This window comes from Qipengyuania sp. SM2512 (genome assembly GCF_054954005.1).
The window spans coordinates 1658528-1683477 of record NZ_CM143134.1 but is presented as its reverse complement, the minus strand read 5'-3'; the positions used below and the strand labels follow the sequence as shown (position 1 = coordinate 1683477).

At 66.7% G+C, this 24950-nt stretch carries 26 protein-coding genes; 8 read left to right on the top strand and 18 right to left on the bottom strand.

Annotation, left to right across the window (positions count from 1 at the left end; all coding sequences use genetic code 11):
• Nucleotides 1-93: 93 nt before the first annotated feature.
• From ACQ5J0_RS08380 to galE, 3 genes are all read right to left on the bottom strand, one after another.
• A complete protein-coding gene (locus ACQ5J0_RS08380) occupies nt 94-699 on the bottom strand; it encodes an HAD family hydrolase (protein ID WP_462567006.1) in 606 nt (201 codons plus the stop codon).
• A 95-nt stretch (nt 700-794) separates the two neighbouring features.
• Nucleotides 795-920 (bottom strand): type B 50S ribosomal protein L36, encoded by a 126-nt coding sequence (gene ykgO / locus ACQ5J0_RS08375; protein ID WP_007165381.1) that lies wholly within the window; start codon nt 918-920, stop codon nt 795-797.
• A gap of 93 nt (nt 921-1013) precedes the next feature.
• Complete coding sequence (gene galE, locus ACQ5J0_RS08370; RefSeq protein WP_462567005.1) at nt 1014-2060, bottom strand: UDP-glucose 4-epimerase GalE; 1047 nt, start codon at nt 2058-2060, stop codon at nt 1014-1016.
• Nucleotides 2061-2200: 140 nt separating this feature from the next.
• On the opposite strand from galE, the gene ACQ5J0_RS08365 reads away from it, so the two are divergent.
• Together ACQ5J0_RS08365 and ACQ5J0_RS08360 are read left to right on the top strand one after the other, a co-directional pair.
• A complete protein-coding gene (locus tag ACQ5J0_RS08365; RefSeq protein WP_462567004.1) occupies nt 2201-2797 on the top strand; it encodes a DUF4136 domain-containing protein in 597 nt (198 codons plus the stop codon).
• Nucleotides 2794-3933 (top strand): M14 family metallopeptidase, encoded by a 1140-nt coding sequence (locus ACQ5J0_RS08360; protein ID WP_462567003.1) that lies wholly within the window; start codon nt 2794-2796, stop codon nt 3931-3933. Before ACQ5J0_RS08365 ends, ACQ5J0_RS08360 begins: the two co-directional genes overlap by 4 nt.
• A 22-nt stretch (nt 3934-3955) precedes the next feature.
• Here ACQ5J0_RS08360 and ACQ5J0_RS08355 read toward each other — a convergent pair whose 3' ends face one another.
• The 4 genes from ACQ5J0_RS08355 to ACQ5J0_RS08340 all read right to left on the bottom strand — a co-directional run bounded on the left by ACQ5J0_RS08355 (nt 3956) and on the right by ACQ5J0_RS08340 (nt 5910).
• Nucleotides 3956-4129, bottom strand: a complete 174-nt coding sequence (locus tag ACQ5J0_RS08355; RefSeq protein ID WP_462567002.1) for a hypothetical protein — start codon at nt 4127-4129, stop codon at nt 3956-3958.
• 82 nt (nt 4130-4211) lie between these two features.
• Nucleotides 4212-4631: a cytidine deaminase gene (locus tag ACQ5J0_RS08350; RefSeq protein WP_462567001.1), complete on the bottom strand. Its 420-nt coding sequence runs from the start codon at nt 4629-4631 to the stop codon at nt 4212-4214.
• Between the two features lie 10 nt (nt 4632-4641).
• A complete protein-coding gene (locus ACQ5J0_RS08345; RefSeq protein WP_462567000.1) occupies nt 4642-5376 on the bottom strand; it encodes a glycoside hydrolase family 25 protein in 735 nt (244 codons plus the stop codon).
• 3 nt (nt 5377-5379) lie between these two features.
• Nucleotides 5380-5910: a UPF0262 family protein gene (locus tag ACQ5J0_RS08340; RefSeq protein ID WP_462566999.1), complete on the bottom strand. Its 531-nt coding sequence runs from the start codon at nt 5908-5910 to the stop codon at nt 5380-5382.
• 139 nt (nt 5911-6049) lie between these two features.
• On the opposite strand from ACQ5J0_RS08340, the gene ACQ5J0_RS08335 reads away from it, so the two are divergent.
• The gene (locus ACQ5J0_RS08335; RefSeq protein WP_462566998.1) at nt 6050-7588 is read left to right on the top strand and encodes a replicative DNA helicase; all 1539 of its coding nucleotides are present in this window, start codon (nt 6050-6052) and stop codon (nt 7586-7588) included.
• An 18-nt stretch (nt 7589-7606) separates the two neighbouring features.
• On the opposite strand, the gene ACQ5J0_RS08330 is transcribed toward ACQ5J0_RS08335, so the two are convergent.
• Nucleotides 7607-8797: a phospholipase D-like domain-containing protein gene (locus ACQ5J0_RS08330; protein WP_462566997.1), complete on the bottom strand. Its 1191-nt coding sequence runs from the start codon at nt 8795-8797 to the stop codon at nt 7607-7609.
• A gap of 110 nt (nt 8798-8907) precedes the next feature.
• On the opposite strand from ACQ5J0_RS08330, the gene rpoZ reads away from it, so the two are divergent.
• Nucleotides 8908-9252 carry a DNA-directed RNA polymerase subunit omega gene (gene rpoZ / locus ACQ5J0_RS08325; protein WP_462566996.1) on the top strand — a complete coding sequence of 115 codons (345 nt, stop codon included), beginning with the start codon at nt 8908-8910 and terminating at the stop codon, nt 9250-9252.
• 37 nt (nt 9253-9289) lie between these two features.
• On the opposite strand, the gene ACQ5J0_RS08320 is transcribed toward rpoZ, so the two are convergent.
• Nucleotides 9290-10129 (bottom strand): sterol desaturase family protein, encoded by an 840-nt coding sequence (locus ACQ5J0_RS08320; protein ID WP_462566995.1) that lies wholly within the window; start codon nt 10127-10129, stop codon nt 9290-9292.
• 96 nt (nt 10130-10225) lie between these two features.
• Here ACQ5J0_RS08320 and ACQ5J0_RS08315 point away from each other — a divergent pair, with 96 nt between their 5' ends.
• Nucleotides 10226-11314, top strand: a complete 1089-nt coding sequence (locus tag ACQ5J0_RS08315; RefSeq protein ID WP_462566994.1) for a DUF3667 domain-containing protein — start codon at nt 10226-10228, stop codon at nt 11312-11314.
• A gap of 4 nt (nt 11315-11318) precedes the next feature.
• Here ACQ5J0_RS08315 and ACQ5J0_RS08310 read toward each other — a convergent pair whose 3' ends face one another.
• The 9 genes from ACQ5J0_RS08310 to ACQ5J0_RS08270 all read right to left on the bottom strand — a co-directional run bounded on the left by ACQ5J0_RS08310 (nt 11319) and on the right by ACQ5J0_RS08270 (nt 21211).
• Nucleotides 11319-11552 carry a DUF3072 domain-containing protein gene (locus tag ACQ5J0_RS08310; protein WP_462566993.1) on the bottom strand — a complete coding sequence of 78 codons (234 nt, stop codon included), beginning with the start codon at nt 11550-11552 and terminating at the stop codon, nt 11319-11321.
• 133 nt (nt 11553-11685) lie between these two features.
• Nucleotides 11686-13653, bottom strand: coding sequence for an ATP-dependent zinc metalloprotease FtsH (ftsH, locus tag ACQ5J0_RS08305; RefSeq protein ID WP_462566992.1), 1968 nt, complete (start codon nt 13651-13653; stop codon nt 11686-11688).
• An 84-nt stretch (nt 13654-13737) separates the two neighbouring features.
• On the bottom strand, nt 13738-14733 hold the full coding sequence (locus ACQ5J0_RS08300; RefSeq protein WP_462566991.1) for a HupE/UreJ family protein: 996 nt from the start codon (nt 14731-14733) through the stop codon (nt 13738-13740).
• A gap of 2 nt (nt 14734-14735) precedes the next feature.
• Nucleotides 14736-15542 carry a peptidyl-prolyl cis-trans isomerase gene (locus tag ACQ5J0_RS08295; protein WP_462566990.1) on the bottom strand — a complete coding sequence of 269 codons (807 nt, stop codon included), beginning with the start codon at nt 15540-15542 and terminating at the stop codon, nt 14736-14738.
• Nucleotides 15539-17494, bottom strand: a complete 1956-nt coding sequence (locus ACQ5J0_RS08290) for a DUF3604 domain-containing protein (protein WP_462566989.1) — start codon at nt 17492-17494, stop codon at nt 15539-15541. The genes ACQ5J0_RS08295 and ACQ5J0_RS08290 overlap by 4 nt, the downstream gene beginning before the upstream one ends.
• 62 nt (nt 17495-17556) lie before the next feature.
• Nucleotides 17557-18174: an exopolysaccharide biosynthesis protein gene (locus ACQ5J0_RS08285; protein ID WP_462566988.1), complete on the bottom strand. Its 618-nt coding sequence runs from the start codon at nt 18172-18174 to the stop codon at nt 17557-17559.
• Between the two features lie 54 nt (nt 18175-18228).
• Nucleotides 18229-18678, bottom strand: coding sequence for a MaoC family dehydratase (locus tag ACQ5J0_RS08280; RefSeq protein WP_462566987.1), 450 nt, complete (start codon nt 18676-18678; stop codon nt 18229-18231).
• Complete coding sequence (locus ACQ5J0_RS08275; RefSeq protein WP_462566986.1) at nt 18678-20099, bottom strand: aldehyde dehydrogenase family protein; 1422 nt, start codon at nt 20097-20099, stop codon at nt 18678-18680. Before ACQ5J0_RS08275 ends, ACQ5J0_RS08280 begins: the two co-directional genes overlap by 1 nt.
• 23 nt (nt 20100-20122) lie before the next feature.
• A complete protein-coding gene (locus tag ACQ5J0_RS08270) occupies nt 20123-21211 on the bottom strand; it encodes a CaiB/BaiF CoA transferase family protein (protein WP_462566985.1) in 1089 nt (362 codons plus the stop codon).
• A gap of 154 nt (nt 21212-21365) precedes the next feature.
• Here ACQ5J0_RS08270 and ACQ5J0_RS08265 point away from each other — a divergent pair, with 154 nt between their 5' ends.
• The 3 genes from ACQ5J0_RS08265 (at nt 21366) to ACQ5J0_RS08255 (ending at nt 24882) form a co-directional block, all read left to right on the top strand.
• Nucleotides 21366-22004, top strand: coding sequence for a flavin reductase family protein (locus tag ACQ5J0_RS08265; protein WP_462566984.1), 639 nt, complete (start codon nt 21366-21368; stop codon nt 22002-22004).
• 56 nt (nt 22005-22060) lie between these two features.
• Entirely contained in the window at nt 22061-23986 is a 1926-nt protein-coding gene (acs, locus tag ACQ5J0_RS08260; RefSeq protein WP_462566983.1) for an acetate--CoA ligase, read from the top strand.
• A gap of 101 nt (nt 23987-24087) precedes the next feature.
• Nucleotides 24088-24882 carry an enoyl-CoA hydratase-related protein gene (locus ACQ5J0_RS08255; protein WP_462566982.1) on the top strand — a complete coding sequence of 265 codons (795 nt, stop codon included), beginning with the start codon at nt 24088-24090 and terminating at the stop codon, nt 24880-24882.
• Nucleotides 24883-24950: the final 68 nt, after the last annotated feature.

The window sequence follows — 24950 nt, the reverse complement described above, 5'->3', positions numbered from 1 at the left end:
ACCTTACCGTCCCACCCCTCTCCATCGGGTGGCCAACTGCCCCGGCCGCGTCTGTCCCCACAGGCGGCCGGGGCTTCTTTTTGGCTCGTACCTTTAGGTCAGCAGCCCGCGCTGCTCGAGATCGGCGCGCAGCAGCGCGGCATCGGCGAAATGATGGACCTGCCAGCCGTAGCTCCGCGCCGCATCGATATTCGCGCGATTGTCGTCGATGAACAGCATCGACTCCGGCTCATGCCCGAAGCGCTCGGCGGCGAGCGCGAAGATCGCGGCATCGGGCTTGACCATTCGCTCCTTGCCCGAAACCACGATTTTGCGAAACAGATCGAACACCGGTTGGGTCGGCCGGAAGCCGTCCCAGAATTCGGAGCCGAAATTGGTAATCGCGTAGAGCGGCATATCGCGCGCGTGGAGTTCTTCAACGATGGCGAGGCTGCCGGGGACAGGGCCGGGAATGGTCTCGTTGAAGCGCGTCGCATAGGCTTCGATCAGCGGCGCGTGATCGGGATACAGCGCCGTCCTCTCGGGCACCATCTCGGCCAGCGGACGCCCCGCATCGGCCTCGAAATGCCACTGCTCGGTCACCACTTCGGCGAGCAGGTGATCGAGCTCGGCGGGGTCCTCGACCAGCTTCTCGAACAGCGCGCTCAGCTGCCACTGGAACAGCACCCGCCCGACATCGAACACCACTGCCTCTATCATGTGCCATTTCCCCAAACGGAAGCGGCCCGCGCTCCCCTCAAGGGAGCCGGGCCGTTCACCTCACCATCGTCCGCAGCGAAACGCCGCGGCGCCAATCAACCCTGGCGGGCCTTGAAGCGACGGTTGGTCTTGTTGATGACATAGGTCCGCCCACGACGACGGATCACGCGGCAGTCGCGGTGACGGTTCTTGAGCGACTTGAGGCTGTTGCGGATTTTCATGACGGGTTCCGTATGACAAATAAATACGCGCCGGAGATGCGACCCCGACGCGCGGATTTCAAGCGCGCCGGTTAGCGACGGGGCCGAGTCGGGTCAAGCACTACCTGCCCGATCGGAGGCGGCCCCGCCACCTCCGGCTGCTCGCTGCGCCAGCCGGCGCTCCCAGTCCAGCGCATGCGCCACGATCGTGTCGAGGTCGGCATAGCGCGGCACCCATGGCAGCGTTGCGCGAAGCCGCGAAGGGTCGGCGATCAGCGCCGCCGGATCGCCCGGACGGCGCGGCTGCATAACGCGTTCGATATGCCCGCCGCTCGCCCGGTCCACCGCATCGAGCACATCGAGCACCGAGAATCCGCGCCCATAGCCGCAATTCATCGTCAGCGGACGACCGGGCTCCGCCACCAGCGCGTCGAGCGCCAGCACATGCGCTGCGGCGAGATCGCTGACATGGATGTAGTCGCGTACCCCGGTCCCATCGGATGTGTCGTAATCGGTGCCATAGACCGCGACTCGCTCGCGTTTGCCCAGCGCCGCCTCGCAGGCGACCTTGATGAGATGCGTCGCCCCGGCGGTGGACTGCCCGGCGCGCCCGCGCGGATCAGCGCCGGCAACGTTGAAATAGCGCAGCACGCAGACATCCAGCCCATGCGCCGCGCTGGCGTCGGCGAGCATCTGCTCGGTCATCAGCTTGGACCAGCCATAGGGGTTGATCGGCTGCGTTGGAGTGTCCTCGGTCACGGCCGTGCGCTCCGGCACGCCATAGACCGCCGCGGTCGAGCTGAAGATGAAGCGCGGTACGCCCGCGCGCACCGCGGCCGCGATCAGCACCCGGCTCCTGCCGGTGTTGTTGTCGTAATAGGCGAGCGGATCGGCCACCGATTCGGGAACTACTACCGAGCCGGCGAAGTGCATGATCGCGCAGATGCCCAGCTCGGCGAATATCCGCTCGAGCAAGCCGCAATCGCCGATATCGCCCTCATAGAACTTCACCCCGTCGGGCACTGTGTCGAGAAAGCCGGTCGAGAGGTCGTCCAACACCGCCACCGGCCAGCCGGCATCGACCAACGCCAGCACCGCATGGCTACCGATGTAGCCCGCTCCGCCGGTGACCAGCACCGCGCCCTTTTCGCCTGCGTTCATACCCGCTCCGCTATCAGCAACCGCCCTGCCTCTGAAGCACCGCCAACGACTCAGCGCGCGCTCCGGCACCGCTTTGCCATCCAAACGTTAGCCAAAGACCAATATCCCTGCCCCGAATAAATCCGCACTGGAGCCATCCCATGATCCGTCGCACCCTTTCCGCCGCCGCACTCGCTCTCTCGCTCGCCGCCTGCGCCACCGCGCCCGGACCGGTCGAAGTCACCCGCTTCGTCGCCCCCACCGCCAGCACCCAGCTCGCGCAAGGGCCGATCTTCGTCCAGAGCGCGGCCGGCGAGGACAATCTCGAGCTCGCACCCTACAAGGCAGCCGTCGCCGCCGAGCTGGTTCGACAGGGTTATCGCGAAAGCGCCCGCGCCGGGGCGGGCCAGATCGCCGAAGTCCGCGTCGAGCGCTACCGACTGGGCAGCGACGGCGGGCGCAACCCGGTGAGCGTGGGCGTCGGCGGTTCGACCGGCAGCTACGGCTCAGGGGTCGGCCTCGGGGTCGGCATCAATCTGGGCGGCGGGTCGCAGAGCCAGGTGGGCACCGAAATGCGCGTCGTCATCCGGGATGCCGCCAGTTCGCAGGTGCTGTGGGAAGGCCGCGCCGATTTCGCGGTGGCCGAAAACTCTGCCCTTGCGGATCGGGTCGCCAACGCACAGACGGTCGCCGCCGCGCTGTTCAGCGAGTTCCCCGGCAACAATGGCGAAACCGTGCAAGTAGAGGTACAAGAGTGAGCGATATCCGGATCGATTGCGCTTTCGACAGCGGCAATATCGAAGTCCTTTCGGTGGATGGTGCGCGCGCCACGCTGGCGATCCCGGCGGACCACCAGAGCGAGTTCAAGCAGTGGTTCCACTTCCGCGTCTCGGGCGCGGCGGGGCGCGAGCTGGAACTGGTGATCACCGGGCTCAACACCAGCGCCTATCCCGGCGGCTGGCCCGATTACGACGCCTGCGTTTCCGAAGACCGCGAATTCTGGGGCCGCGCCGAATCGACGTTCGACAAGGATGCCGAGGGCGGTTCGCTCACCATCCGCTACACCCCCGCCAGCGAGATCTCCTGGTTCGCCTATTTTGCTCCCTATTCGATGGAGCGCCACCACGATCTGATCTCCGAGGCCGCGGCTTCCGAAGGTGTCCACTACCGCCATCTCGGCACCACGCTCGACGGCCAGCCGATCGACTGCCTCGAACTGGGCGAAGGCGATCGCCAGGTCTGGCTCTACGCCCGCCAGCATCCCGGCGAGACGCAGGCCGAATGGTGGATGGAGGGCGCGCTCGAAGTGCTCACCGACCCCAGCGATCCCGTCGCCATGGTGCTGCGGCAGAAGTGCCGCTTCCACATCGTCCCCAATTGCAATCCCGACGGCTCGCGCCGCGGCCATCTGCGGACCAATGCGGCGGGGACCAATCTCAACCGCGAATGGGCCGAGCCCGGCGCCGAGAAATCGCCCGAAGTGCTCGCGATCCGCAATGCGATGGACGAAACCGGAGTGGATTTCGCGATGGACATCCACGGCGACGAGGCGATTCCCGCGGTGTTCCTTGCGGGCTTCGAAGGGATCCCTTCTTGGAGCGACGAACAGGGCGAGCGCTATTATCGCTACGAGCGCATCCTCGACCGCCGCACCCCGGATTTCCAGACCAAGCTGGGCTATCCCAAGACTTCGGCGGGCAAGGCCAATCTGGCCATCTCGACCAATCAGGTCGCGCACCGTTTCGGCTGCACCGCGATGACGCTCGAGATGCCCTACAAGGATCTGATCGACCTGCCCGATCCCGCGCAGGGCTGGTCGCCCGAGCGCTGCAAGCTGCTCGCGCGCGACTGCCTCGCGGCGCTGGTCGAATGGCTCGAGACCGAAGAGGACTGAGTTCCGCGCGGGGCCGGGCTGGTCACCCCTTGAGGAGAATCTCCGCCACTTCCTCCATGCTGCCCGTCACCAGCAGCGGGTTGCCGCCGATGATGCCGACCGCGGTCTGGCCGTTCTCGGCAGTGCGCAGCCAGGCGACGTTGGATGCGACGACGAGATAATTGCCGCCGCGCGATTGGAGGGGGATGAATTTCATGGGCCGGATTCTCCTGTTACCCGGCGGCGCCTACACGCGCGTCCGCTGAAACGGGGTTAACGCCGCGGAGAGAATTCTTCGCTCAGACGAGGCTGGCGGGTCCGAACGCATCGGGGAGCAGCGCCGAGAGGGTAGTGCGGCGCACCTCCTTCGGTCCCACGCACAGCACCTGCGGATCGGTGCCGCCCAATTGCGCCAGCTCGTTGAGCACCTGGCGGCAGCGACCGCAGGGTGTGATCGGTTCGTCCCCCGGCCCCGTCACCGCCACCGCCTCGAGCCCGCCGCGCCGGCCCTCGGCCATTGCTCGCGCCACCGCCACGGTCTCGGCGCACAGCGCCAGGCCGTAGCTCGCGTTCTCGATATTGGTCCCGGTGACGATTCCGCCATCGGCAAAACGCAGCGCAGCGCCCACGGGAAAGTTCGAATAGGGCGAATAGGAACTCGTCGCCGCATCGCGCGCGGCGGCAATCAGGATTTCGTCGGCGGGGGTCTGATCGATCATCGCCATGCTCCTAGGGCCGCACCACCACCCAGCGCAACGGTTGCTCGGCGGCTTCGGTCTGAAAGGCGCGGTTGGCGGTCCACAGCATCCACGGGCGCCCTTCATAGGTCGGCTCGTTCCAGTTGCGCGACAGCCACAGATTGCGGTCGATCCGCGCTGCGACCGCATAGTCCTCCTCGAACTCCTCCGACGGCGCGAGGATGACCGGCTTGCCGGTGTGCGCCTCGATCTGGTTGACCAGCGTCATCACCTCGCTCTGGACCGCGGCGCGGCTGACCCGCTCGGGGCAGTCCTCGGCGGTGCGCTCGAGCATGATCGCAGGCGGCAGCAGTTCGACGTCGCGCGGAACGGTGGTGACGAAATTGGCCGACTGGCCGTCGGCCCTGGTGCAAGGGTCGAAACGATGGACCGCGCCGATCTGCAGCCCCGCGCCGCGCGCAGCGGCAAAATTGTCGGGGAAAGCGGCGTCCTTGCCATCGGCTCCGCGGCTCGCCTCAAGGTAGACGAAACCCGCGCCCAGCCCCTTGAGCGTGGCGAAGTTGACGGACCCGTCGACCTCGCCCACCAGCGCACCTTGATCCGCCCATCGGGCCTCGTCGGGGCGCCAGTTGCGCGAATCCCACCATGCCCAGCCGCCGCCGACCAGCGCGATCAGCACCGCCAGCGCAATCACCCGCGGCAGCCAGCGCGAACCGCGCGTGCCTGCCGGACGGCGCGGCTTTCTGCGAGAGGGCCTGCGCGCCATCACTCAGCCCTTGATGTGCAGCACGCAGATCAGCGTGAACAGCCGCCGCGCGGTGGCGAAATCGGTTTCGACCTTGCCCTCGAGCCGCTCGACCAGCAGTTCGGCGGCATGGTTGTGGATTCCGCGGCGGGCCATGTCGATCGTCTCGATCTCGGCGGGGGTGGCCTTGCGGATCGCTTGGTAATAGCTGTCGCAGATCGCGAAATAGTCGCGGATCTGGCGGCGAAACCGCGCCAGACCCAGCACCAGCTCCTCGACCAGCTCGCCCTCCATATCGGCGATCCGCATCGCCAGCCGCCCGTCGACCACCGCCAGCGTCAGCTGGAACGGACCGCTCGCCCCGCGCTCGACTGCGCGCAGCGGTTTGAAGCTGTTCTCCTCGATCAGGTCGAAGATCGCGACGCGCCGCTCCTGCTCGATATCGGCATTGCGCCAGATGATCGTCGCCTCGTCGAGATCGACTTGCGCAATGCGGTAGTCGCCTTCGCCAACAACGGGAGGGGCGGAAACGGGAGGAGTGGGGGAATCGGGCATCGCTGGCAGCCGCTTTCGCAGATAGTGCACTGGCGCGGCAAGGGCTTGCGCGCGCATCCCCGCTATCCACAGGCCGCGAGTGCCGATCTGTGGCCCTGCTGCCTTGCCAGTGAAGGGGCCGCACGGGCATCAGGGCCGAATGCCCGCAACCGACACGCTCGCCCCTCCCGCTGATTCGCGCGCCCCTGCCGCTGCAGCGAGTCAGCCCGACAACATCGGCCGCGCGCTGCCCGCGAATCTCGAGGCCGAGGCGGCGTTCCTGGGCGCAGTGCTGATCGACAACAAGGTGATCGAGGAGCTCTCGACCCCGATCCGGCCCGAGCATTTCTTCGAACCGGTCCACCAGCGGGTCTACGAACGTGTGCTGCGGCTGCTCGACCGCAATTCGGTCGCCACCCCGGTGACGCTCAAGCCCTATTTCGAGCAGGACGAGGCGCTGCAATCGCTCGGCGGGGTGACCTATCTCGCCAAGCTGACTGCCGATGGCCAGGGCCTGCTCGCCTCGCGCGAGCTGGCCGAGCAGATCTACGATCTGGCGCTGCTGCGCGAGCTGGTCAGCGTCGGGCGGGGGCTGGTCGAGGGCGCGCTGGACACCTCGGAAGAGGTCGCGCCGATGGACAAGATCGCGCAGGCCGAGGCGGATCTGTTCCGCGTCGCCGAAGGCGCGACGGGCGATTCGCAGGCGACCGATTTCCGCAGCGCGACGCTGGCCGCGCTGAAGATGGCCGAGGCGGCGATGAATTCGGGCGGCGGGCTCTCAGGCAAGACCACTGGGCTCGAGGTGATCGACCAGAAGACCGCCGGCCTGCACAGTTCGGATCTCATCATCCTCGCGGGGCGGCCGGGCATGGGCAAGACCTCGCTCGCCACCAACATCGCCTTCAACTGCGCTGCCGAGCACATGAAATGGCAGCGCGAGGGTGGCACCTACAATTTCGGTGCCCCGGTCGCCTTCTTCAGCCTCGAGATGAGCGCCGACCAGCTCGCCACGCGTATCCTCGCCGAACAGGCCGAGATCACCAGCGAATCATTGCGTTCGGGCAAGATCACCCGCGACGAGTTCCAGAAGCTCTCCGCCGCCAGCCAGAAGCTCGCCGATCTGCCGCTCTATATCGACGACACGCCCGCGCTCACCATCGCCGGGCTGCGGACCCGCGCGCGGCGGCTCAAGCGCCGCCACGACATCGGCATGATCGTGGTCGATTATCTCCAGCTGCTGCAGGGTTCGGGCCGCGCCAACGACAACCGCGTCAACGAGATCTCGGAGATCAGCCGCGGGCTCAAGACGCTCGCCAAGGAACTCAACCTGCCCGTGATCGCGCTGTCGCAGCTCAGCCGCGCAGTCGAGCAGCGCGAGGACAAGCGCCCGATGCTCTCGGATCTGCGCGAATCGGGCTCGATCGAGCAGGACGCCGACATGGTGTGGTTCATCTTCCGCGCGGACTATTACCACGAGGCCTCGCGCCCCGACATGCCCGGCCCCGAAAGCTCGCCCGATGCGCGCGAGAAATACAGCGTCTGGGAAGAACGTTATCTGGAGCTGCGCAACCGGGCGACGCTGATCGTCGCCAAGCAGCGCCACGGTTCGACCGGCAATGTCCCGCTGCATTTCCATGCCGAGATCACCAAGTTCACAAGTCCCAACAAGAAGGACTATAGCGACTGGGGCGAACAGTGATCCGCGCGGGCGGGCGGGTCAGAGCCCGAGGTTGAGTTTGCGGCTGATCGTGTAGTCGAGCACCGAAACCAGCAGCCAGCTCAGGTTCCAGCGGATCCGGTTCCACGGAGTGGCGCGCTCCTCATGCAGTTCGGGCGTGATCCGTTCGGACGCCTCCGCCTGCGTGGCGATGAATTCGCGCATCCGCTCTGCCAGCGCGGCATCCTCGATCCGCAGCATGATCTCCAGATTGATGAACAGGCTGCGCATGTCGAAATTGGCGCTGCCCAGATAGACCGCATCGTCGAGCACGATCAGCTTGGTGTGCAGCTTGCAGGGGGTGAATTCGTAGATCTCGGCCCGTTTGCCCAGCAGGTAATGATACAGTGAGCGCGTCGCGCCAATGGTTGCGTTGTTGTCCGATTTGCCCGCCATCACCAGCCGCGCCTCGCCCATCTGCGCAATCCGCCCGATCCGGCGCAGCAGCTTTCTCGAGGGCGAGAAATAGGCCATGAACATGTCGAGCCGCTTGCCCCGGTCGAGATCGCGCCCAACGCAGGCGGCCCATTTCGAAAGCCCTCGGGCCGGCCCGCCGACCAGCCAGCGCAGCCCTTCGCCCTCCGACCAGTCCCACTCGCGCACCGCGCGGCGGATCCGCTTGAAATTGCCGTCGACTTCCTCGTTCCAGCTCTGCAGCCGGTCGAACCATCCGACCAGCCCGGCCACCGCCGAACCCTCGAGCGTGATCCCGAGGTCGTTCCAGCCGTTCTCCTCCGGAGGGGCGAAATAGTCGTCCTGGATGTTGAACCCGCCGAACATCGCGCGGCAATCGTCGGCGATGACCATCTTCTGGTGGTTGCGGATCAGATAGCGCTGGGTCCAGAGCGTGCCGAAGACCTGGCAGGTCGCGCCGGCTTTGCGCAGCGGCTCGAGGAAGGGCTGGGACAAATCCGCGCCGAATCCGTCGATCACCAGAGTGACATCGACCCCCCGCCGTGCTGCCGCGACCAGGGCGTCGCGCAGTTCGGTCCCGACCTCATCCTCGAGGAAGATGTAGAAACACAATTTGAGCGTGCGCCGGGCCGAAGCGACCAGCTCGAACAGCGCCGCGCGGCGATCCGCTCCCCCGGGGTAGAACCGCAGCGACTGACCCTGCGCTTCGCAGGAGAAGGGTTCGGGATCGCTGTATCCGGTACCCGCGCCGGGGTCCTGCACTGGGGCATCGGTCATCGCCCGAGGTCCTAGGCCAGCCATGCGGGCTGTGCAAATTCTTGACTCCGCAGCCTCGGAAGGCTATTTGGCAGCCTTTCCCGATTTCATCGAATTTTTCGGAGTGCTGTATGGCGCGCGTAACCGTCGAAGATTGCGTCGACAAGATCCCCAACCGTTTCGATCTCGTGCTGCTGGCGGCCCAGCGGGCGCGCGAGATTTCGGGCGGGGCGGAACTGACGATCGATCGCGATCGCGACAAGAACCCCGTCGTCGCGCTGCGCGAGATTGCCGAACAGACCGTCAAGCCCAAGGAATTGATGGAATCGGCAGTCACCAGCCTGCAGAAGATCCTGCCCGACGACGACGACGAAGCGGATGAAGTCGGCTCGCTCAGCCAGTCGGCCGAAGCGCTGCGGATCACCGCTTCCGCTCCCGCGCGTTCGACCTCGGTCGGGGCCGATTACGAAGGCTGATTGCCTCCGACATTGCAGACGCCAAAGGGCCGCATCCTCACCGGGATTGCGGCCCTTTTGCTTGGCCTGCCTGCTCCGCCCGGCGCTTGAAGGGCAGCAGCAGACTCCATCCGAGCCCGAGCGGGCGCTCGTCCTGATATTCGGCGAGGCCGATCGTCAATCCATCCTGCCCCGCCTGTGCGCTTGCGCGATAGGTTCCGAACAGCCTGTCCCAGCCCGACAGTATGGTGCCGTAATTGCTGTTGGTCTCGCGCTCCAGCACCGAATGATGGACGCGGTGCATATCGGGGGTGACGATCGCGCGGCGTGCCAGCCGATCGAAAGCGGGCGGCAGCGACAGGTTCGCATGGATGAACAGCGTGGCCGCATTGAACGCCACTTCGAAGATGAAGACCGCGATTGCTGCGGGTCCCAGCGCGGCGACTACGGCCATCTTGTAGAGCATCGACAGGCCGATCTCGACCGGGTGGAAGCGCGCCGCGGTGGTAACGTCGAAATCGGGATCGGCGTGATGGACCTGATGTAGGCGCCATAGCAGCGGGACGCGGTGGGTGGCCCAGTGTTGGAGAAACAGCGCGAGATCGAGCGCTATGAGGGTGAGCAGCAGTTCGAGCCAGAACGGCAGCGCGAACTGGTTGAATAGCCCCCATCCGCGCGCCTCCGCCAGTTGCGCGGTGCCGACCATCAGCAGCGGCACCGCCACCCGGACCAGTGCGGTATCGAGCGCGAAGAGCCCCAGATTGGTGCTCCAGCGGCGGGTGCGGCCATGCCGCAGCGCACGGCGCGGTGCGATCATCTCCACCGCCGCCAGCGCAGCGAAGACCAGCGCCATCGCGGCAAGACCGATCATCTGGAAAGTTGGCGATCGCGGATCCATCCCGCCCTATGTGGCGCACAGCCCGCGCGGCGCAAGCCGGCAACCGCATTGCACCGAACCGTGGCGGGAAGTAAGGGCCGACCCAAGGGGAACGGCATGAGCGAACTGGGCGAAGCGATCGGCACCGCGGCCGAAGGCGGCCTGATCGGACGCGCGATCGCGGCCGAGGCGGGTAAGCCCGGCAATGGGCCGTTGGCTCTGGTCGATGGCCATTTCGCCGAAGCCGCCTGCCTCAATTGCGGCACCGCCCTGATAGGGCCGCATTGCCATCGATGCGGCCAGCAGGCGCATCTCCACCGCACTCTGGGCGCCTTCCTGCACGACCTGCTTCACGGTGCGCTGCATTTCGACGGCAAGACGTGGCGCACGCTTCCCGAACTCGCGCTCCGGCCCGGCAAACTCACCCGCCGCTACATCGACGGCGAGCGCGCCCGCTTCGTCTCGCCGATGGCGCTGTTCCTGTTCTCGGTGTTCCTGATGTTCGCCGTCTTCCAGGCGATCGGGCTGACCCCTCCGACCGACATCTCGACCCGTGACGGGATCCGCGCGCAGATCGAGGATGCCCGCACGGACCTCACCGACGAGCGCGATGCGCTGCGGCGGCAGGTGGAGAGTGCACCGGCAGGTTCGCCGACGCGCGCCGCGTTGCAGAGCGAACTCGCTGCCGTCGAGGAGCGAATCGTCGCAGTCGAGCAAACCGGCGAGGTAATGGAGGGCGCAGGTGGGATCGCTTCGGTGTCACACCGCAAGACCGGCTTGAGCTGGCTCGACAAGGGATTGGACAAATGGCGCAACAATCCGGGGCTGATGCTCTACAAGCTGCAAGCCAACAGCTATAAATTCAGCTGGTTGCTGATCCCGCTTTCGGTGCCCTTCGTGTGGCTGCTGTTTCTCTGGCGACGTGGTTTTCGCGCCTACGATCATGCTATTTTCGTGACCTACTCGCTGGCGTTTATGTCGCTGCTGTTCGTGGCTCTGTCGCTGCTCAATGCTCTCGGCGTGACCGGGGGGATCGTGTTGCTCGCAGGCTCGCTGATCCCGCCGGTGCATATCTACAAGCACTTGCGCGGGACTTACGCCCTGACGCGCTTTTCGGCACTATGGCGGCTCTGCGTGCTGGTGATCTTCATCAGTGTGGTCGTAATGCTGTTCCTGCAGATCCTGCTGCTGCTCGGGGCGTTCTAAAGGCTCAGGCGCCGCGCCCGGTCTGCTCCTGCAGCGCGTCGATCCGCTTCGACGCCTGGGCCTTGGTCAGCCCGGTGTCATAGGCCTCGGGATCGCCAGCTTCTTCGCTCAGCGTCTTGAGATAGCTCGCCTGCGCCCCGGTCATCGCCTCGTCGCCGGTGGTCCAGTTCTCGGGCGGTTTCTCGGCATTGGTGACGGGATCGGACTTGGGATGTTCGGTGGGAACGGTGCTGGTCATGGAACAAATCTCCTTTGTCCGACCAACATATTAGTTCCTGCTATGTTCCCGGCGGTGCTGCTCTTCGGCAAAAGAAACGGCGCGCACCGCGGGAAGCAGTGCGCGCCATTCGTAGCTTCGATCAACCTTCGGATTAGGCGCCCGCGGGGGCCGCGCCGCCTTCGCCGCCGAACTTCTTGCCCGCCTTGGGAACTGCGCTGCCGATAATCGGCTTGATCTCGATCTGGCCGCCCTTGGGCCTGTCGGTGCGATCGATCGTACCGTCCTTGATCAGCCGATCGATCTCCTCGCCGGTCAGCGTCTCGTATTCGAGCAGTGCCTGCGCCAGCAGATGGAGCTTGTCCTCCTGCTCGCTCAACACTTCGGTCGCTCGCTTGAGCCCGGCTTCGACCAGTTCCTTGATCTCGGCGTCGATCAGCTTGTTCGTTTCCGAGCCGCCCATAGTGCGCGCGGTCTGGCCCATGCCGAGATAGCCTTCCTGGCTTTCCTCGTATTGCAGCGGGCCGAGCTTGTCGCTCATGCCCCATTTGGTGACCATCGAGCGCGCCAGATCGGTCGCGTACTGGATATCGCCCGAGGCGCCGCTGGAGACCTTGTTGTGGCCGAAGATGATCTCCTCCGCCACGCGCCCACCCATCGCGACCGCGAGGTTCGCGTGCATCTTGTCGCGGTGGTAGGAATAGCTGTCGCGCTCGGGCAGGCGCATCACCATGCCCAGCGCGCGGCCGCGCGGGATGATCGTCGCCTTGTGGATCGGGTCCGAGGCAGGCTCGTTGATCGAGACCAGCGCATGCCCCGCCTCGTGATAGGCGGTCATCTTCTTCTCGTCCTCGGTCATCACCATCGAACGCCGTTCGGCGCCCATCATGACCTTGTCCTTGGCGTCCTCGAACTCCTGCATGGCGACCAGACGCTTGTTGCGCCGTGCGCCCAGCAGCGCCGCCTCGTTGACGAGGTTGGCGAGATCGGCACCCGAAAAGCCCGGGGTGCCGCGCGCGATGGTGCGGCTGTTGACGTCGGGCGCCAGCGGCACCTTCTTCATGTGCACCGCGAGGATCTTCTCGCGCCCTTCGATATCGGGGATCGGGACGACGACCTGGCGATCGAACCGGCCCGGACGCAGCAGCGCGGGGTCGAGCACGTCGGGACGGTTGGTCGCCGCGATGATGATGATGCCTTCATTGGCCTCGAACCCGTCCATCTCGACCAGCAGCTGGTTGAGCGTCTGCTCGCGCTCGTCGTTGGAATTGCCCAGGCCGTGCCCGCGGCTGCGGCCCACGGCATCGATCTCGTCGATGAAGAGGATGCAGGGCGCGTTCTTCTTGGCCTGTTCGAACATGTCGCGCACGCGGCTGGCACCGACGCCGACGAACATCTCGACGAAGTCCGAGCCCGAGATGGTGAAGAAGGGCACGCCCGCTTCGCCCGCGATGGCGCGCGCCAGCAGCGTCTTGCCGGTACCGGGCGAGCCGACCAGCAGCGCGCCCTTGGGAATCTGTCCGCCGAGCTTGGAGAAGCGCTGCGGGTCCTTGAGGAATTCGACGATCTCCTCCAGCTCCTCGCGCGCCTCGTCGATGCCCGCGACATCGTCGAAGGTGACTTTGCCCTGTTTTTCGGTGAGCATCTTGGCCTTGGACTTGCCGAAGCCCATCGCGCCGCCCGCGCCGCCGCCCTTCTGGACCTGGCGCAGCGCGAAGAAGGCGATGCCGAGAATGAGGATGAACGGCAGCGACTGGATGAGCATGTAGGTGAGAACACCCATCTCTTCCTTGGCCGCACCGGTGTAGGGAACGTCGTTTTCTTCGAGCAGCGCGGTCAGCGAGGTGTCGTTGGCGACGGGGACCGAGGAAAAGGCCTCGCCATTGGACAGCGTGCCGGTAATCCGGTCTTCGGAGATGCTGACATTCTGAACCGCGCCTTCGGCAACGCGGTCGCGGAATTCGGAATAGCCGAGCTCCTCGCCGGCGGGCTGCGCGCTGCCGCCGAACACCGAGACCACGACCAGCAGGGCAAGGAAAATCCCGCCCCAGATCATCAGGCTCTTTACCCAGGGGTTGGGACCATTGTCCTGGGGGTCGCCCGGCTCGTTCTGATCTCTCATGTCACGCACATCCTTTCGCGATCTCCAATGTAGGCGCGCGGGTGTGAATGACAAGTTGCCGAAATGCGCATCGGCCGCCCGGAATCAGGCAATGATCCGGTCGAACAGCCAGTAGCTCCCGGTGATGCCGATTGCATAGGCCGCAAGTCGAACGGCCGGGGGCTCGGCGTGGGGGGAAACCCGCTGCAGCACGCGGCGCAGCGCCAGCACCGCGGCGATCACCAGCAATTGCCCTGCCTCGACCCCGAGGTTGAAGGTGACCAGCGCAGCCGGCACCTCGCCCTCGGGCAGACCGATCTCGCGCAGCGCGCCAGCGAAACCGAAGCCGTGGAACAAGCCAAAACCGAATGCCACGGCCCAGGGCAACCGCCGCGTCAGCGTCTCGCCGTCGCCGCGCGCCAGTTCGACCGCGAGGAACACGATCGACAGCGCGATCAATGCCTCGACCGGGCGCGACGGCAGCCCCGCATAGCCAAAGGTGACCGCCGCCAGCGTCAGCGAATGCGCCAGCGTAAAGGCGGTCGCAGCCTTCACTACGGTCCAGCCGCGCGCCACCAGCAGCACCAGCGCGATCACGAACAGCAAGTGATCCCAGCCTTCGAGGATGTGCTCGACCCCGAGCCCGAAATAACTGCGCCAGACCTGTGCCGCGGCGGGGATTCCGGCGATCGTCGCCTCGGGCTCGGAAGCGGTGAGGCGATGGGTCTGCACCGCACGTCCGAGCGGGACCACGCGCAGCAGCGCGTCACCGGCAACGACGAGATCGCGCGCGCCGATGCGCCGATCGGCGACCGAGCCATCGCATTCGACTTCGACGCCGCCGATCAGCGCCGCTGCGCCGCTGCGAACGACCAGCTCGCCCGCCATGCGGCAATTGTCGGGTGGCGTGGGAAATGCCAGCCGCGCGGCGGGCGAGGCGACCGGCTGCTTCCAGTCGAGCCGCCAGCGGTTCTCGTCGAGCTGGGTGAAGGAGATCGCCACCGGGCGCAGCTCGTCGGCCCGCGCACTGTCGGGCCATGCGAACGCCGCCCCGAGCAAGGCGGCCAGCAACAGCGCGGCCAGACAATTCGCAGCGCGCAAGATCACTCGGCGATCTCGACCCGATAGGCGTTGCGCAGCAGGCGATAGGCGGCCTCGGTGCGCGAGGCGATGGTCGCGCCGCGCCAATCGTCCTCGACCTGCTTGCGGATTTCGCCGAGCGGCGGAACCGCCCCTGCCTCGCGCGCTCGCAGCCGGACCAGATGCCAGCCGAAGCCCGAAGGAACCGGACCCTGCCAACTTTCGCCGGGATCCAGATCCGCAGTCGCTGCGGCGAACTGGCGACCGTAGCGGTCGGTTACGCTGCGAAAGGTCGCATTTTCCTGCGACGCCGGGACCGAGAGCGGCTCGCCCAGCCCGCGCCAGTCTGCGCCGCGCTCCAACTGGTCCAGAGCCACGCGCGCGGTGGCCTCATCTGCGAAATAGAGCTGGTCGAAGCTGGCACTGTCGCCACATGCAAATCGCTCGGGGTGCGCCGCCAGCCATTCGCGCAAGACTGCCTCGCTTGGCACTGCGGTCTCCGCCTGCGCGCTTGCCAGCGCGTCCATCTTCTTCGCCAGCCGCCGCCGGACCACGGCATCGTCGCGGTCGAGCCCCAGCCGCAGCGCCTCGCGATAGAGCACCTCGTCGCGCAGCCAGCGCTCGATCAGCCCGTCGAGCTCGGCATCGGTCGGCGGGCGCTGCATCATCGCCTCGAATTGCAGCGCCAGGCTGGCCTGCACCTCGCGGTCGACCGCGATGCTGCGGCTGTCGGGATCCGCCTCCTCGCCGCGCCAGGCGAACAGCGCGAACAGCAGTGCGCCGGCGGCGAGGAAATGGACGAGCGGATCGCGCGCCCAGTTGCGGATCACGATTTCTCCATGATTGCGGGCGCGGTCGGGCGCGGTGTCGTCGGCGACGACATGGGAGAGGGCCGGATCCAGATCGGTGAACTGTAGGCCCGCTCCTGCGCCACCGAGGCTTTGACCACCTCGTCGGACAGCTCCATCCCGAAGCGCAAGCGGTCGAACAGCGGCCAGCGCGGGGTCGGAATTTCGAGCACGCGGACATAATAGAAGGCGCGCTGCCCGGCCTCGTAATCGGGATCGGTCCAGGCCGTGCGCAATTCGGGCGCGCCGATGCTGTTGGCATAGCTCGCCTTCATGCGGTCGACCGTATCGCCGACCGGTGGCACCTTGCCGCCGACCCGCTTGCGCTCGGTCATGTCGGACCAGACCACGTCGTAGACGCGTTCCTGCGCCTCTCCGCTCTCGTCGACCCAGCCCTTGACCACCTGCACGCGGTCGAGATTGGCGCCATCGGGATCTTTCAGCGCCGAGATCATCAGCACCGGCGCGCGCCCGCTGGCGGACAGTTCACCGCCCATCGGCACGCCGCGCTGGTAGCCTGCGCGCACCCAGTCGCCGCGCCAGTCCGCGGCGGTGAAGTCGAAGCCGGCGAAGACGCGCAGCACCATCCGGGGGCCGGTGGTGGCATAGACCTCGCGCCGCTTGAAAGCGTCGAAGATCTCCGCCCGCGTGTTGCCCCGCGCCCAGGCCGCGGCATAGCCGCCCGCGAGATAGTGCCAGCCGAAGCGCCCCTCGCTGGTGCCCAGATTCTGCGGCGCCATCGCGCGCTGCGGATTGGGCTCGTTGCCGGTGTGCTTGCCGAAGAAATTGTCCTCGTCGGCAGTCGCCAGACCGGTGTGGCTATCGGTCGAGCCTACCAGCCCGAAGGCGTAGGGATTGGCGCCGGTGCGCTGCTCGATCGACAGCCCGCGCTTGAGCGCCTCGCGGACGTAATTCCCGCGTTGCATCTCCGGTGTGGCCGTGGCGGTGAGCGGCAGATTGCCCAGTTCCCAGCCGGCGGTGCCGAACCCTGCGAACTCGTCGTTTGGCGACATGAAGGGATGCGCCTCGCTGTCGCCCTTGATCTGGGTCGCCTCGACCACCGGCTCCCAGCGCGCTCGCTTGCGCGCGTATTCCGCGGTCATCGGCCCGCCGCCGGGCATGGTCAGCTCGAACATCAAACCGTTGGAAAGGTTGGAGTTGTGCGGGATCGCCAGCACCTGTCCGCCGGTGCCCTTCTCATAGGCGTCCATATAGTCCCACAGCCCCTCGGCCGCGGTGTCGATGCCCGGATAGGGGACCACCTTCGCGGTCCTGACGCTGCCGTCGCGAAACATCACCACCCGGTGGAGATTGTTGCCATCGGGCATGAGCGTGTATTCGAATCCCGCCAGTGCGGTGAATTCGCCCGGTCGATTGTAGCGGTCGAGCATGGCGAGATGCGCATCCCATATCGTTCGCGTCGCCTCGCGCTGCCGCTCGGGATCCCTCAAAGCGGCGGGCAAATTATCGTTGGAAGCGGCGGTGATCAGTTCGGCGATGGCACGCTGCGAGCCTTGCGGCCCCTCGTGCATCATGTCGTACCAGCGCCTGAGCGTGGGATCTCGCACCAGAATGCGCGGGGCATCGTAGAGCCGCCGGGTCGCGCCCAGCGCATCGGAATGGTCGGTGATCACGAGAAAATCGAGCGGGCGGTCGAGCTGCGCCGCGAGCCCGGTGGTGGCGGTGACTTCGCGCCCGCTGGCGAATTGCAGCGCCTCCTCCGGCCCCAGCCGGACACCGAAGCCGAAAGCGTCGATAGAATTGTCGGTGTGGAGATGGGTATCGCCCCAATAGGGCCGGTCGGGAAATTCGGCGAGCTCGATCGTGCCGCTGCCGTCGCCGCGCTGGACCTCGCTACCGGCGGTTTCCATGCCGCAGCCTGCCAGCGCCGCTCCGAGACCCAGGCACGCCATCCCCGCAATTATCCTGCGCATCGCACTCTCCCCCAGACCCGGCGCGAATGTGCGCAATCCGCGCGGACGAAGTCAAGCGGCGGCTAGAACGGCAAGATGCTTCCCGAAGTGTCGGAGATGAACCAGAAATAGCCGCCCAGCCCGGCCGCCAGCGCGGAAAGCGCCAGCGCCACCAGCATCAGCAAGCCATCGCGCACCAGGATTGCCAGGCCGAAAGCGGCGATCGGCACCATCGGTGCGCTGCTCGCGAAAGGCACCAGTTCGAGCGGTGGAACCGTGCAGCACAGCATCACCACGACGACCGCCGCGAGCTTCTGCATCCGCGGGCCGGCAAACCGCTCGAGCCGTCCTTTGAACCAGCGGTCGAGGAACGCAGCCACGCCTTCCAGCTTCTTCGCCGCAGCTAGCAGCTTCTTCGCGCCGACCGAACGGCGCTGGATGACTTGCGGCAGCCACACGTGGTCCCGCCCGAGCAGCTGCTGCACCGCGACCAGCGCGATGATCAGCGCGAGCAGCGTGGGAACGCCGGGGACAATCCCGCCGATGGTCATCTCGATCAGCGCCGGCACCAGCAGGAACGGCCCGAAACTGCGCTTGCCGAACTTGTGGAGCACATCGGCGACCCGGACTTCCTCGGCGCCGGAGGCCAAATCCTCCAGCGTTTCCACCGTTTCGCTGACATTGTGCGGCTCTTGCGTCATCGCTACGCCTCTCCGCCGCTCAACGGGCGCAAGCGCCAGATGGCCCCCGCGCCGTTAGGCCGAGGATTTGAGCAGCGCCGAACGCTCGCAGCTGCAGACTACCTCGCCGCGCTGGTTGAGCGCTTCGTGGCGGAAGGTCACGATCCCCTGCCCGGGGCGCGACTTGCTTGCGCGCAGGCCGATCACCTCGCTGCGCGCGCGCAGCGTGTCGCCGATGAACACCGGGTTGGGGGTCACCACCTTGTCGAAACCCAGATTGGCGACCAGCGTGCCCAGAGTGGTGTCGCCGACCGAGAGCCCGACCAGCAGCGCGAAGGTGAAGGTCGAATTGACCAGGATCTGCCCGAACCCGCTTTCCTTCGCCGCCTCGACATCGAGATGCAGCGGCTGGGGATTGTGCGTCATGGTCGAGAACAGCAGATTGTCGGTCTCGGTCACGGTGCGTCGAATCTCGTGTTCGAGTGTATCGCCCACGGTCCATTGGTCGAAAAACTTGCCGGCCATCAGGAGGCCGCCCCCATCACGGCCTTGACCTCGAGGAAGTCGTGGAACCCGAACCGGCCCCATTCGCGGCCGTTGCCGCTCTTCTTGTAGCCCCCGAAGGCGGCATGCATGTCGTGGCCGCCATTGATCGCCACCCGCCCCGCACGGATCCGCCGTGCGAGCTTCTTGGCGGTCTCGACGTCGTCGCCGGTTATCTGACTGGCAAGCCCGTATTCGGTGTCGTTGGCGATCCGCACCGCGTCATCGTAATCCTCATAGGCGAGAATGGTGAGCACCGGGCCGAAGATCTCCTCACGCGCGATCGTCATGTCGTTAGTGACATCGGCGAACACCGTGGGGCGGACGTAATGGCCGGTTTCCAGTCCCTCGGGCTTGCCCGGTCCGCCCGCGACCAGCGTGGCGCCCTCAGCCATGCCCTGTTCGATCAGCCCCTGGATCTTGTCCCACTGCGCTTTGGAAACCACTGGCCCGATGGTGGCATTGCCCTTGGGATCGCCGGGCACGACCTTCTCCGCCGCTTCCTTGGCCGCTGCCTTGGCTTCCTCCATCCGCTGGTGGGGAACCAGCATCCGGCTGGGCGCGGTGCAGGTCTGGCCCGAATTGCCCATCATCGCGGTCGTGCCGCGCGCGACCGACTGGGCGAAAACCGAATCGTCGAGCACGATATTGGGGCTCTTGCCGCCCAGTTCCTGCGCCACGCGCTTGACCGTCGCGGCGGAATTGGCGGCGATGGCGACGCCCGCGCGGGTCGAGCCGGTGAAGCTCACCATGTCGATATCCGGATGGCCGCTGATCGCCTCGCCCGCGCCCGGTCCGTCGCCGTTGACGAGGTTGAACACGCCCGCGGGCACGCCCGCCGCATCCATGATCTCGGCGAAGATGACGGCGTTGAACGGCGCGATTTCCGACGGCTTCAGGATCATCGTGCAGCCCGTCGCGAGCGCCGGAAAGACCTTGCAGGCAATCTGGTTGAGCGGCCAGTTCCAGGGGGTGATCATCCCGACCACGCCGATCGGTTCGTAGAGGTGCAGCGTCGGCCCGTCCTGGCGCTCGAACTCGAAACTCTCCAGCACCTCGATCGCGGTCTGGCAGTGCCCGGCAAGCAGGCCGACATGCGGTCCATTGGCGAGCGACATCGGCGCGCCCATCTCCTCGCTGATCGCGGCAGCCAGATCCTCGCGGCGCTTCCCGATCTCGGCCAGAATCGCGCGCAGCAGGTCGAGCCGGGTCTCGCGGCTGGAGAACTGCCAGTCCTCGAAGGCGCGGCGCGCGGCCGCAACCGCGCTTTCGACATCGGCGGCGCTGCCGAAAGAAATGTGGCCGATCGCCTTTTCGGTGGCGGGGTTCTCGACCTCGCGGGTGTCGGCCCGGGCCGGATCGACCCATTGGCCGTCGATGTAGAATTTCGTGCAATCGCGCATGGTCATACTCCTTGGATGCCGCCCTAGCTGCCCTGCCCCCAGCGCGCCACCACCTCGGCGCCGTCCTCGGCGCTGTCGCGGATCGTGCCCGGGGTCCGTTCGAAACGCGGCGCGGGCGCGGTGTGCCAGACGCCGTCGCGTTCCACATAGGAACCGCGCGCCTGCAGATGCGGGTGGGTGCGCGCCTCGTCGACCGGCAGAACGGGCGCGAAGCAGGCGTCGGTGCCTTCGAGCAGTTCGGTCCAGTCGGCAGCGGTCCTTGTCTTGAACAGCGCCGCGAGCCGCCCGGTGTAATCGTCCCAATTGGCGGGGTCCATCTGGCCCTGGCGCAATTCCTCGGGCGCCTCGGCCCTGTCGAGCAGCTCGGCGTAGAATTGCGGCTCGATCGCGCCGACGCTGATCTCGCGCCCGTCGGCGCATTCGTAGCAGCGGTAGAAATGCGCCGCGCCGCCGAGCATGCCCTTACCGCGCTCGGTGCTGAGATGCGGCGCGTGGCGCGCGCCGAAGAAGAAGCTCATCAGGCTGGTTGCGCCATCGACGATCGCGGCATCGACCACCTGGCCCTGCCCCGAGCGCTCCCGCTCATAGAGCGCGGCGAGAATGCCGAGCGCGCAATAGAGCGACCCGCCGCCGAAATCGCCGACCAGGTTCTGCGGCGGGGTGGCGGTCTCGCCCGCGCGCCCAACCGCCGCCAGCGCGCCGGTGATGGCGATGTAATTGATGTCGTGACCCGCCGTCTTGGCGAGCGGGCCGTCCTGCCCCCAGCCGGTCATCCGCGCGAAGATCAGCCGCGGATTGTCCGCCAGCAGCACCTCGGGGCCCAGCCCCAGCCGCTCCATCACCCCGGGGCGATAGCCTTCGACCAGCACATCGGCATGACGAACGGCATCGCGGCAGAAGCTCTGGCCCTCCTCGGTCTTGAGATCGACCGCGACGCGGTGGCGGCCGCGCTCGACCACCGGGTTGAGCACCTGCGTGCCCGCGCGCTCGATCCGCACCACCTCGGCGCCCATGTCGGCGAGCAGCATCGCGACATGCGGCCCCGGCCCGATCCCGGTGAATTCGACGACCTTGAGACCCTTCAGCGGGCCGGCGGAACCGGTATCGACCATATCATCTCTCTCCTGTTTGCCCATCGCATTGCACGGCGCGCGCCGTCCCGCAACCGCGCGGCGGGTCGATGCAAAAAGGTTGTCTTTCGCGCCCCGAAGCGGCACCGCGAGCCGACATGCCATCCGCGCCTTCAAAACCCGCCCGAGCCGTCAGGTGAGCGAGCTGCAACGCGAATTCCGCGATGCGCTGGGCTCCTTCGCGACCGGCGTCACCATCGCCACCACGCTGGCGGGCGATGGCGAACCCGTCGGGGTGACCGCGAGCAGCTTCAATTCGGTCAGCCTCGATCCGCCGCTGGTCCTGTGGTCGCTGGCCAAGAACTCGCTGTCGCGCGAGGCGTTTTCCTCCAGCGGGCATTTCGCGGTCCATGTGCTCGCCGCCTCGCAGCGCGCGCTGTCCGACCGCTTCGCGCGCTCGGGCTCCGACAAATTCGAAGGCGTCGACTGGCTGCGCGGCAAGCTGGGGTCGCCGGTCTTCCCCGAATTCGCCGCGCGGTTCGAATGCCGCACCCGCCATGAATACGAGGGCGGCGACCACATCATCCTGGTCGGCGAGGTGGTCGAGTTCGAGGCGCGGCCGGTGGCGCCGCTGCTGTTCCTCGCCGGGCGCTACGCCCGCCACCTGCCCGATGCCGGGCCGACCGCAGAGAGCGAGGATATCCTCAACGAAGCGCTCTCGCTCGAACGCGCGCTCGAGACGGTGGTCGAAGGCAAGCTGGGGGAAGCCGAACTGGCCGAGACGAGGCGGCTGATGCAGCGGATCATCGAACTGGCGCGCGGCGCCTCGACCTGAGCCCCTTTCGCAGGCCACACGAGACGCTATGGTCGCCGCCCGAGGAGAGTGTGGTCATGAGCGAATTCGTCGAGCCCCCGCGCAGCAGCAGCGCAACCCATTGCACGGCAGAGCAGTACGAGGCGCTCTACCGCCGCTCGCTCGAACAGCCCGACGCCTTCTGGCTCGAGCAGGCCGAGCGGCTCGACTGGTTCACCCCGCCCACGCAGGGCGGCGAATGGTCCTACGACCCGGTGTTCATCGAATGGTTCGGCGATAGCACGCTCAACCTGTGCCACAACGCGGTCGATCGCCATCTTGCGGACAAGGCCGACAGCACCGCGCTGATCTTCGAGCCCGACGATCCCGTCGGCGAGAGCCGCAGCCTCACCTATCGCGAGCTGCATGGCGAGGTTGTGCGGATGGCCAATGCGCTCAAGGCGCTGGGCGTCGCCAGGGGCGACCGCGTCACGCTCTACATGCCGATGATCGTCGAGGGCGTCACCGCCATGCTTGCCTGCGCGCGGATCGGCGCGGTGCATTCGGTGGTGTTCGGCGGCTTCTCGCCCGAGGCGCTGGCGGGGCGGATCGTCGATTGCGACAGCCGCTTCGTCGTGACCGCCGATGGCGGAATGCGCGGCGGCAGACCGGTGGCGCTCAAAGCCAATGTCGACGCCGCGCTGGCGCATGACGGCGTCGCGGTCGATGGGGTGCTGGTGGTGCGCCACACCGGCGCTGAGACTGCGATGCAGGCCCCACGCGACCGCTGGTTGCACGAACTCGCCAGCGACGAGGACTGCCCCTGCGCGGAAATGCGCGCCGAGGATCCGCTGTTCATCCTCTACACCTCGGGTTCGACCGGCAAACCCAAGGGCGTGCTCCACACCACCGGCGGCTATGGCGTCTGGACCGCGGCGACCTTTCACTACGTCTTCGACTACCAGCCGGGCGAGGTGTTCTGGTGCACCGCCGATATCGGCTGGGTGACCGGGCACAGTTATGTTGTCTATGGGCCGCTGCTCAACGGCGCGGCGCAGGTCATCTTCGAGGGCGTGCCCAATTATCCCGACCACGGCCGGTTCTGGGATGTGGTCGACAAGCATTCGGTCGCCATCCTCTACACCGCGCCGACCGCGATCCGCGCGCTGATGCGCGAGGGCGACGAACACGTGACCAGCCGCGACCGCTCCTCGCTGCGGCTGCTGGGCACGGTGGGCGAACCGATCAATCCCGAGGCCTGGCGCTGGTATTTCGAAGTGGTCGGCGACAAGCGCTGCCCGGTGGTCGACACCTGGTGGCAGACCGAGACCGGCGGTGCGATGATCACCACCCTGCCCGGCGCGCATGCGATGAAGCCCGGCAGCGCCGGTCTGCCCTTCTTCGGAATCCGCCCGCAATTGCTCGATGCCGAGGGCGAGGTGCTCGAGGGCGCCGCTGCGGGCAATCTCGCGATCACCCATAGCTGGCCCGGCCAGGCGCGCACCGTTTACGGTGATCACGACCGCTTCGTGCAGACCTATTTCAGCACCTATATGGGCCAATATTTCACCGGCGACGGCTGCCGCCGCGACGAGGACGGCTATTACTGGATCACCGGAAGGGTGGACGACGTGATCAACGTCTCGGGCCACCGCATGGGAACCGCCGAGATCGAGAGCGCGCTTGTGCTCCACGACAGCGTCGCAGAGGCAGCGGTGGTCGGCTGCCCGCACGACATCAAGGGCCAGGGCATCTATTGCTACGTCACGCTCTATGCGGGTCGCGAGGGGTCCGACGCGCTCGCGGAGGAACTGCGCCAGCATGTCCGCAAGGAGATCGGTCCGATCGCCACCCCCGACCACATCCAGTTCACCGACGGCCTGCCCAAGACCCGCTCGGGCAAGATCATGCGCCGCATCCTGCGCAAGATCGCCGAGAACGAGTTCGGCGCGCTGGGCGACACCTCGACGCTGGCCGACCCCTCGCTGGTCGAACGGCTGATCGAGGGGCGCCAGAACCGCTGACCGGCCGGGCTACCCCGCACCACACGGCTTGCGCCTTTCGCCCGCGCGGATAGGATGGGTTCGCGATCGAAACCAATCCACCAGACGCCCGGGAGAGCGCCATGAGCTACGAGACCATCACCACCACCCGCGCCGGCAATGTGCTGAAGCTGACGCTCAACCGGCCCGAGCAGCTCAACGCCTGCCCGCCGCAAATGGCCGACGAGATTTTCGACGCAGTCCGCGATCTCGACGGTGCGCGCGCCGTTCTGATGACCGGCGAGGGCCGCGCCTTCTGCTCGGGCGCGGATCTCGCCGCCAATGCGGACAAATCGGGCAGCGGCCCTATCAACGGCGGCGACCGCGCCTTCACCTCGCTGCAGCGGCACTACAATCCGATGATCCAGGCGCTCGCCAGCGTGCCGGTGCCGGTGGTCTCCGCGGTGCAGGGCCCGGCTGCCGGGGTCGGCTGCTCGATCGCGCTGGCGGCGGATTTCGTGATTGCCGGCAAGAGCGGCTATTTCCTCCAGGCCTTCGTCAACATCGGGCTGGTCCCCGATGGCGGGTCGAGCTGGATGCTGCCCCGCCTCGTCGGCACCGCGCAGGCGACGCGGATGATGATGCTGGGCGAGAAGATCCACGGCGAGGAAGCCGAGCGGATCGGGCTGATCTACAAATGCGTCGAGGACGAGGCGCTGACCGCAGAGGCCGAGGCGCTGGCCGAAAAGCTCGCCAACGGCCCGACGCTGGCGCTGGGGCTGATGAAGCGCAACATTCGCGCCGGGCTGGAGAGCGATTTCACCGCGACGCTGCTGATGGAAGCGCAGGGCCAGCGCGAGGCCGGGATGAGCCAGGATTCGATGGAGGGCGCGATGTCCTTCCTCCAGAAGCGCAAACCCGAATTCAAGGGCGCCTGAGCGCGCTCGCCTAGAGCATGATGATTTGAATGGAGCCTGCTCTCCCCTCCCCTCGGGGAGGGGTCGGG

Coding starts and splice junctions, on each gene's coding strand:
- ACQ5J0_RS08340 (WP_462566999.1), bottom strand. CDS start 5,910: ATGCCCGATTCCCCCACTCCTCCCGTTTCCGCCCCTCCCGTTGTTGGC.
- ACQ5J0_RS08320 (WP_462566995.1), bottom strand. CDS start 10,129: ATGGATCCGCGATCGCCAACTTTCCAGATGATCGGTCTTGCCGCGATG.
- ACQ5J0_RS08290 (WP_462566989.1), bottom strand. CDS start 17,494: ATGCGCAGGATAATTGCGGGGATGGCGTGCCTGGGTCTCGGAGCGGCG.
- galE (WP_462567005.1), bottom strand. CDS start 2,060: ATGAACGCAGGCGAAAAGGGCGCGGTGCTGGTCACCGGCGGAGCGGGC.
- ACQ5J0_RS08335 (WP_462566998.1), top strand. CDS start 6,050: ATGCCCGCAACCGACACGCTCGCCCCTCCCGCTGATTCGCGCGCCCCT.
- ykgO (WP_007165381.1), bottom strand. CDS start 920: ATGAAAATCCGCAACAGCCTCAAGTCGCTCAAGAACCGTCACCGCGAC.
- ACQ5J0_RS08310 (WP_462566993.1), bottom strand. CDS start 11,552: ATGACCAGCACCGTTCCCACCGAACATCCCAAGTCCGATCCCGTCACC.
- ACQ5J0_RS08270 (WP_462566985.1), bottom strand. CDS start 21,211: ATGGTCGATACCGGTTCCGCCGGCCCGCTGAAGGGTCTCAAGGTCGTC.
- ACQ5J0_RS08350 (WP_462567001.1), bottom strand. CDS start 4,631: ATGATCGATCAGACCCCCGCCGACGAAATCCTGATTGCCGCCGCGCGC.
- ACQ5J0_RS08330 (WP_462566997.1), bottom strand. CDS start 8,797: ATGACCGATGCCCCAGTGCAGGACCCCGGCGCGGGTACCGGATACAGC.
- ACQ5J0_RS08280 (WP_462566987.1), bottom strand. CDS start 18,678: ATGGCCGGCAAGTTTTTCGACCAATGGACCGTGGGCGATACACTCGAA.
- ftsH (WP_462566992.1), bottom strand. CDS start 13,653: ATGAGAGATCAGAACGAGCCGGGCGACCCCCAGGACAATGGTCCCAAC.
- ACQ5J0_RS08275 (WP_462566986.1), bottom strand. CDS start 20,099: ATGCGCGATTGCACGAAATTCTACATCGACGGCCAATGGGTCGATCCG.
- ACQ5J0_RS08365 (WP_462567004.1), top strand. CDS start 2,201: ATGATCCGTCGCACCCTTTCCGCCGCCGCACTCGCTCTCTCGCTCGCC.
- ACQ5J0_RS08255 (WP_462566982.1), top strand. CDS start 24,088: ATGAGCTACGAGACCATCACCACCACCCGCGCCGGCAATGTGCTGAAG.
- ACQ5J0_RS08355 (WP_462567002.1), bottom strand. CDS start 4,129: ATGAAATTCATCCCCCTCCAATCGCGCGGCGGCAATTATCTCGTCGTC.
- ACQ5J0_RS08285 (WP_462566988.1), bottom strand. CDS start 18,174: ATGACGCAAGAGCCGCACAATGTCAGCGAAACGGTGGAAACGCTGGAG.
- acs (WP_462566983.1), top strand. CDS start 22,061: ATGAGCGAATTCGTCGAGCCCCCGCGCAGCAGCAGCGCAACCCATTGC.
- ACQ5J0_RS08315 (WP_462566994.1), top strand. CDS start 10,226: ATGAGCGAACTGGGCGAAGCGATCGGCACCGCGGCCGAAGGCGGCCTG.
- ACQ5J0_RS08380 (WP_462567006.1), bottom strand. CDS start 699: ATGATAGAGGCAGTGGTGTTCGATGTCGGGCGGGTGCTGTTCCAGTGG.
- rpoZ (WP_462566996.1), top strand. CDS start 8,908: ATGGCGCGCGTAACCGTCGAAGATTGCGTCGACAAGATCCCCAACCGT.
- ACQ5J0_RS08345 (WP_462567000.1), bottom strand. CDS start 5,376: ATGGCGCGCAGGCCCTCTCGCAGAAAGCCGCGCCGTCCGGCAGGCACG.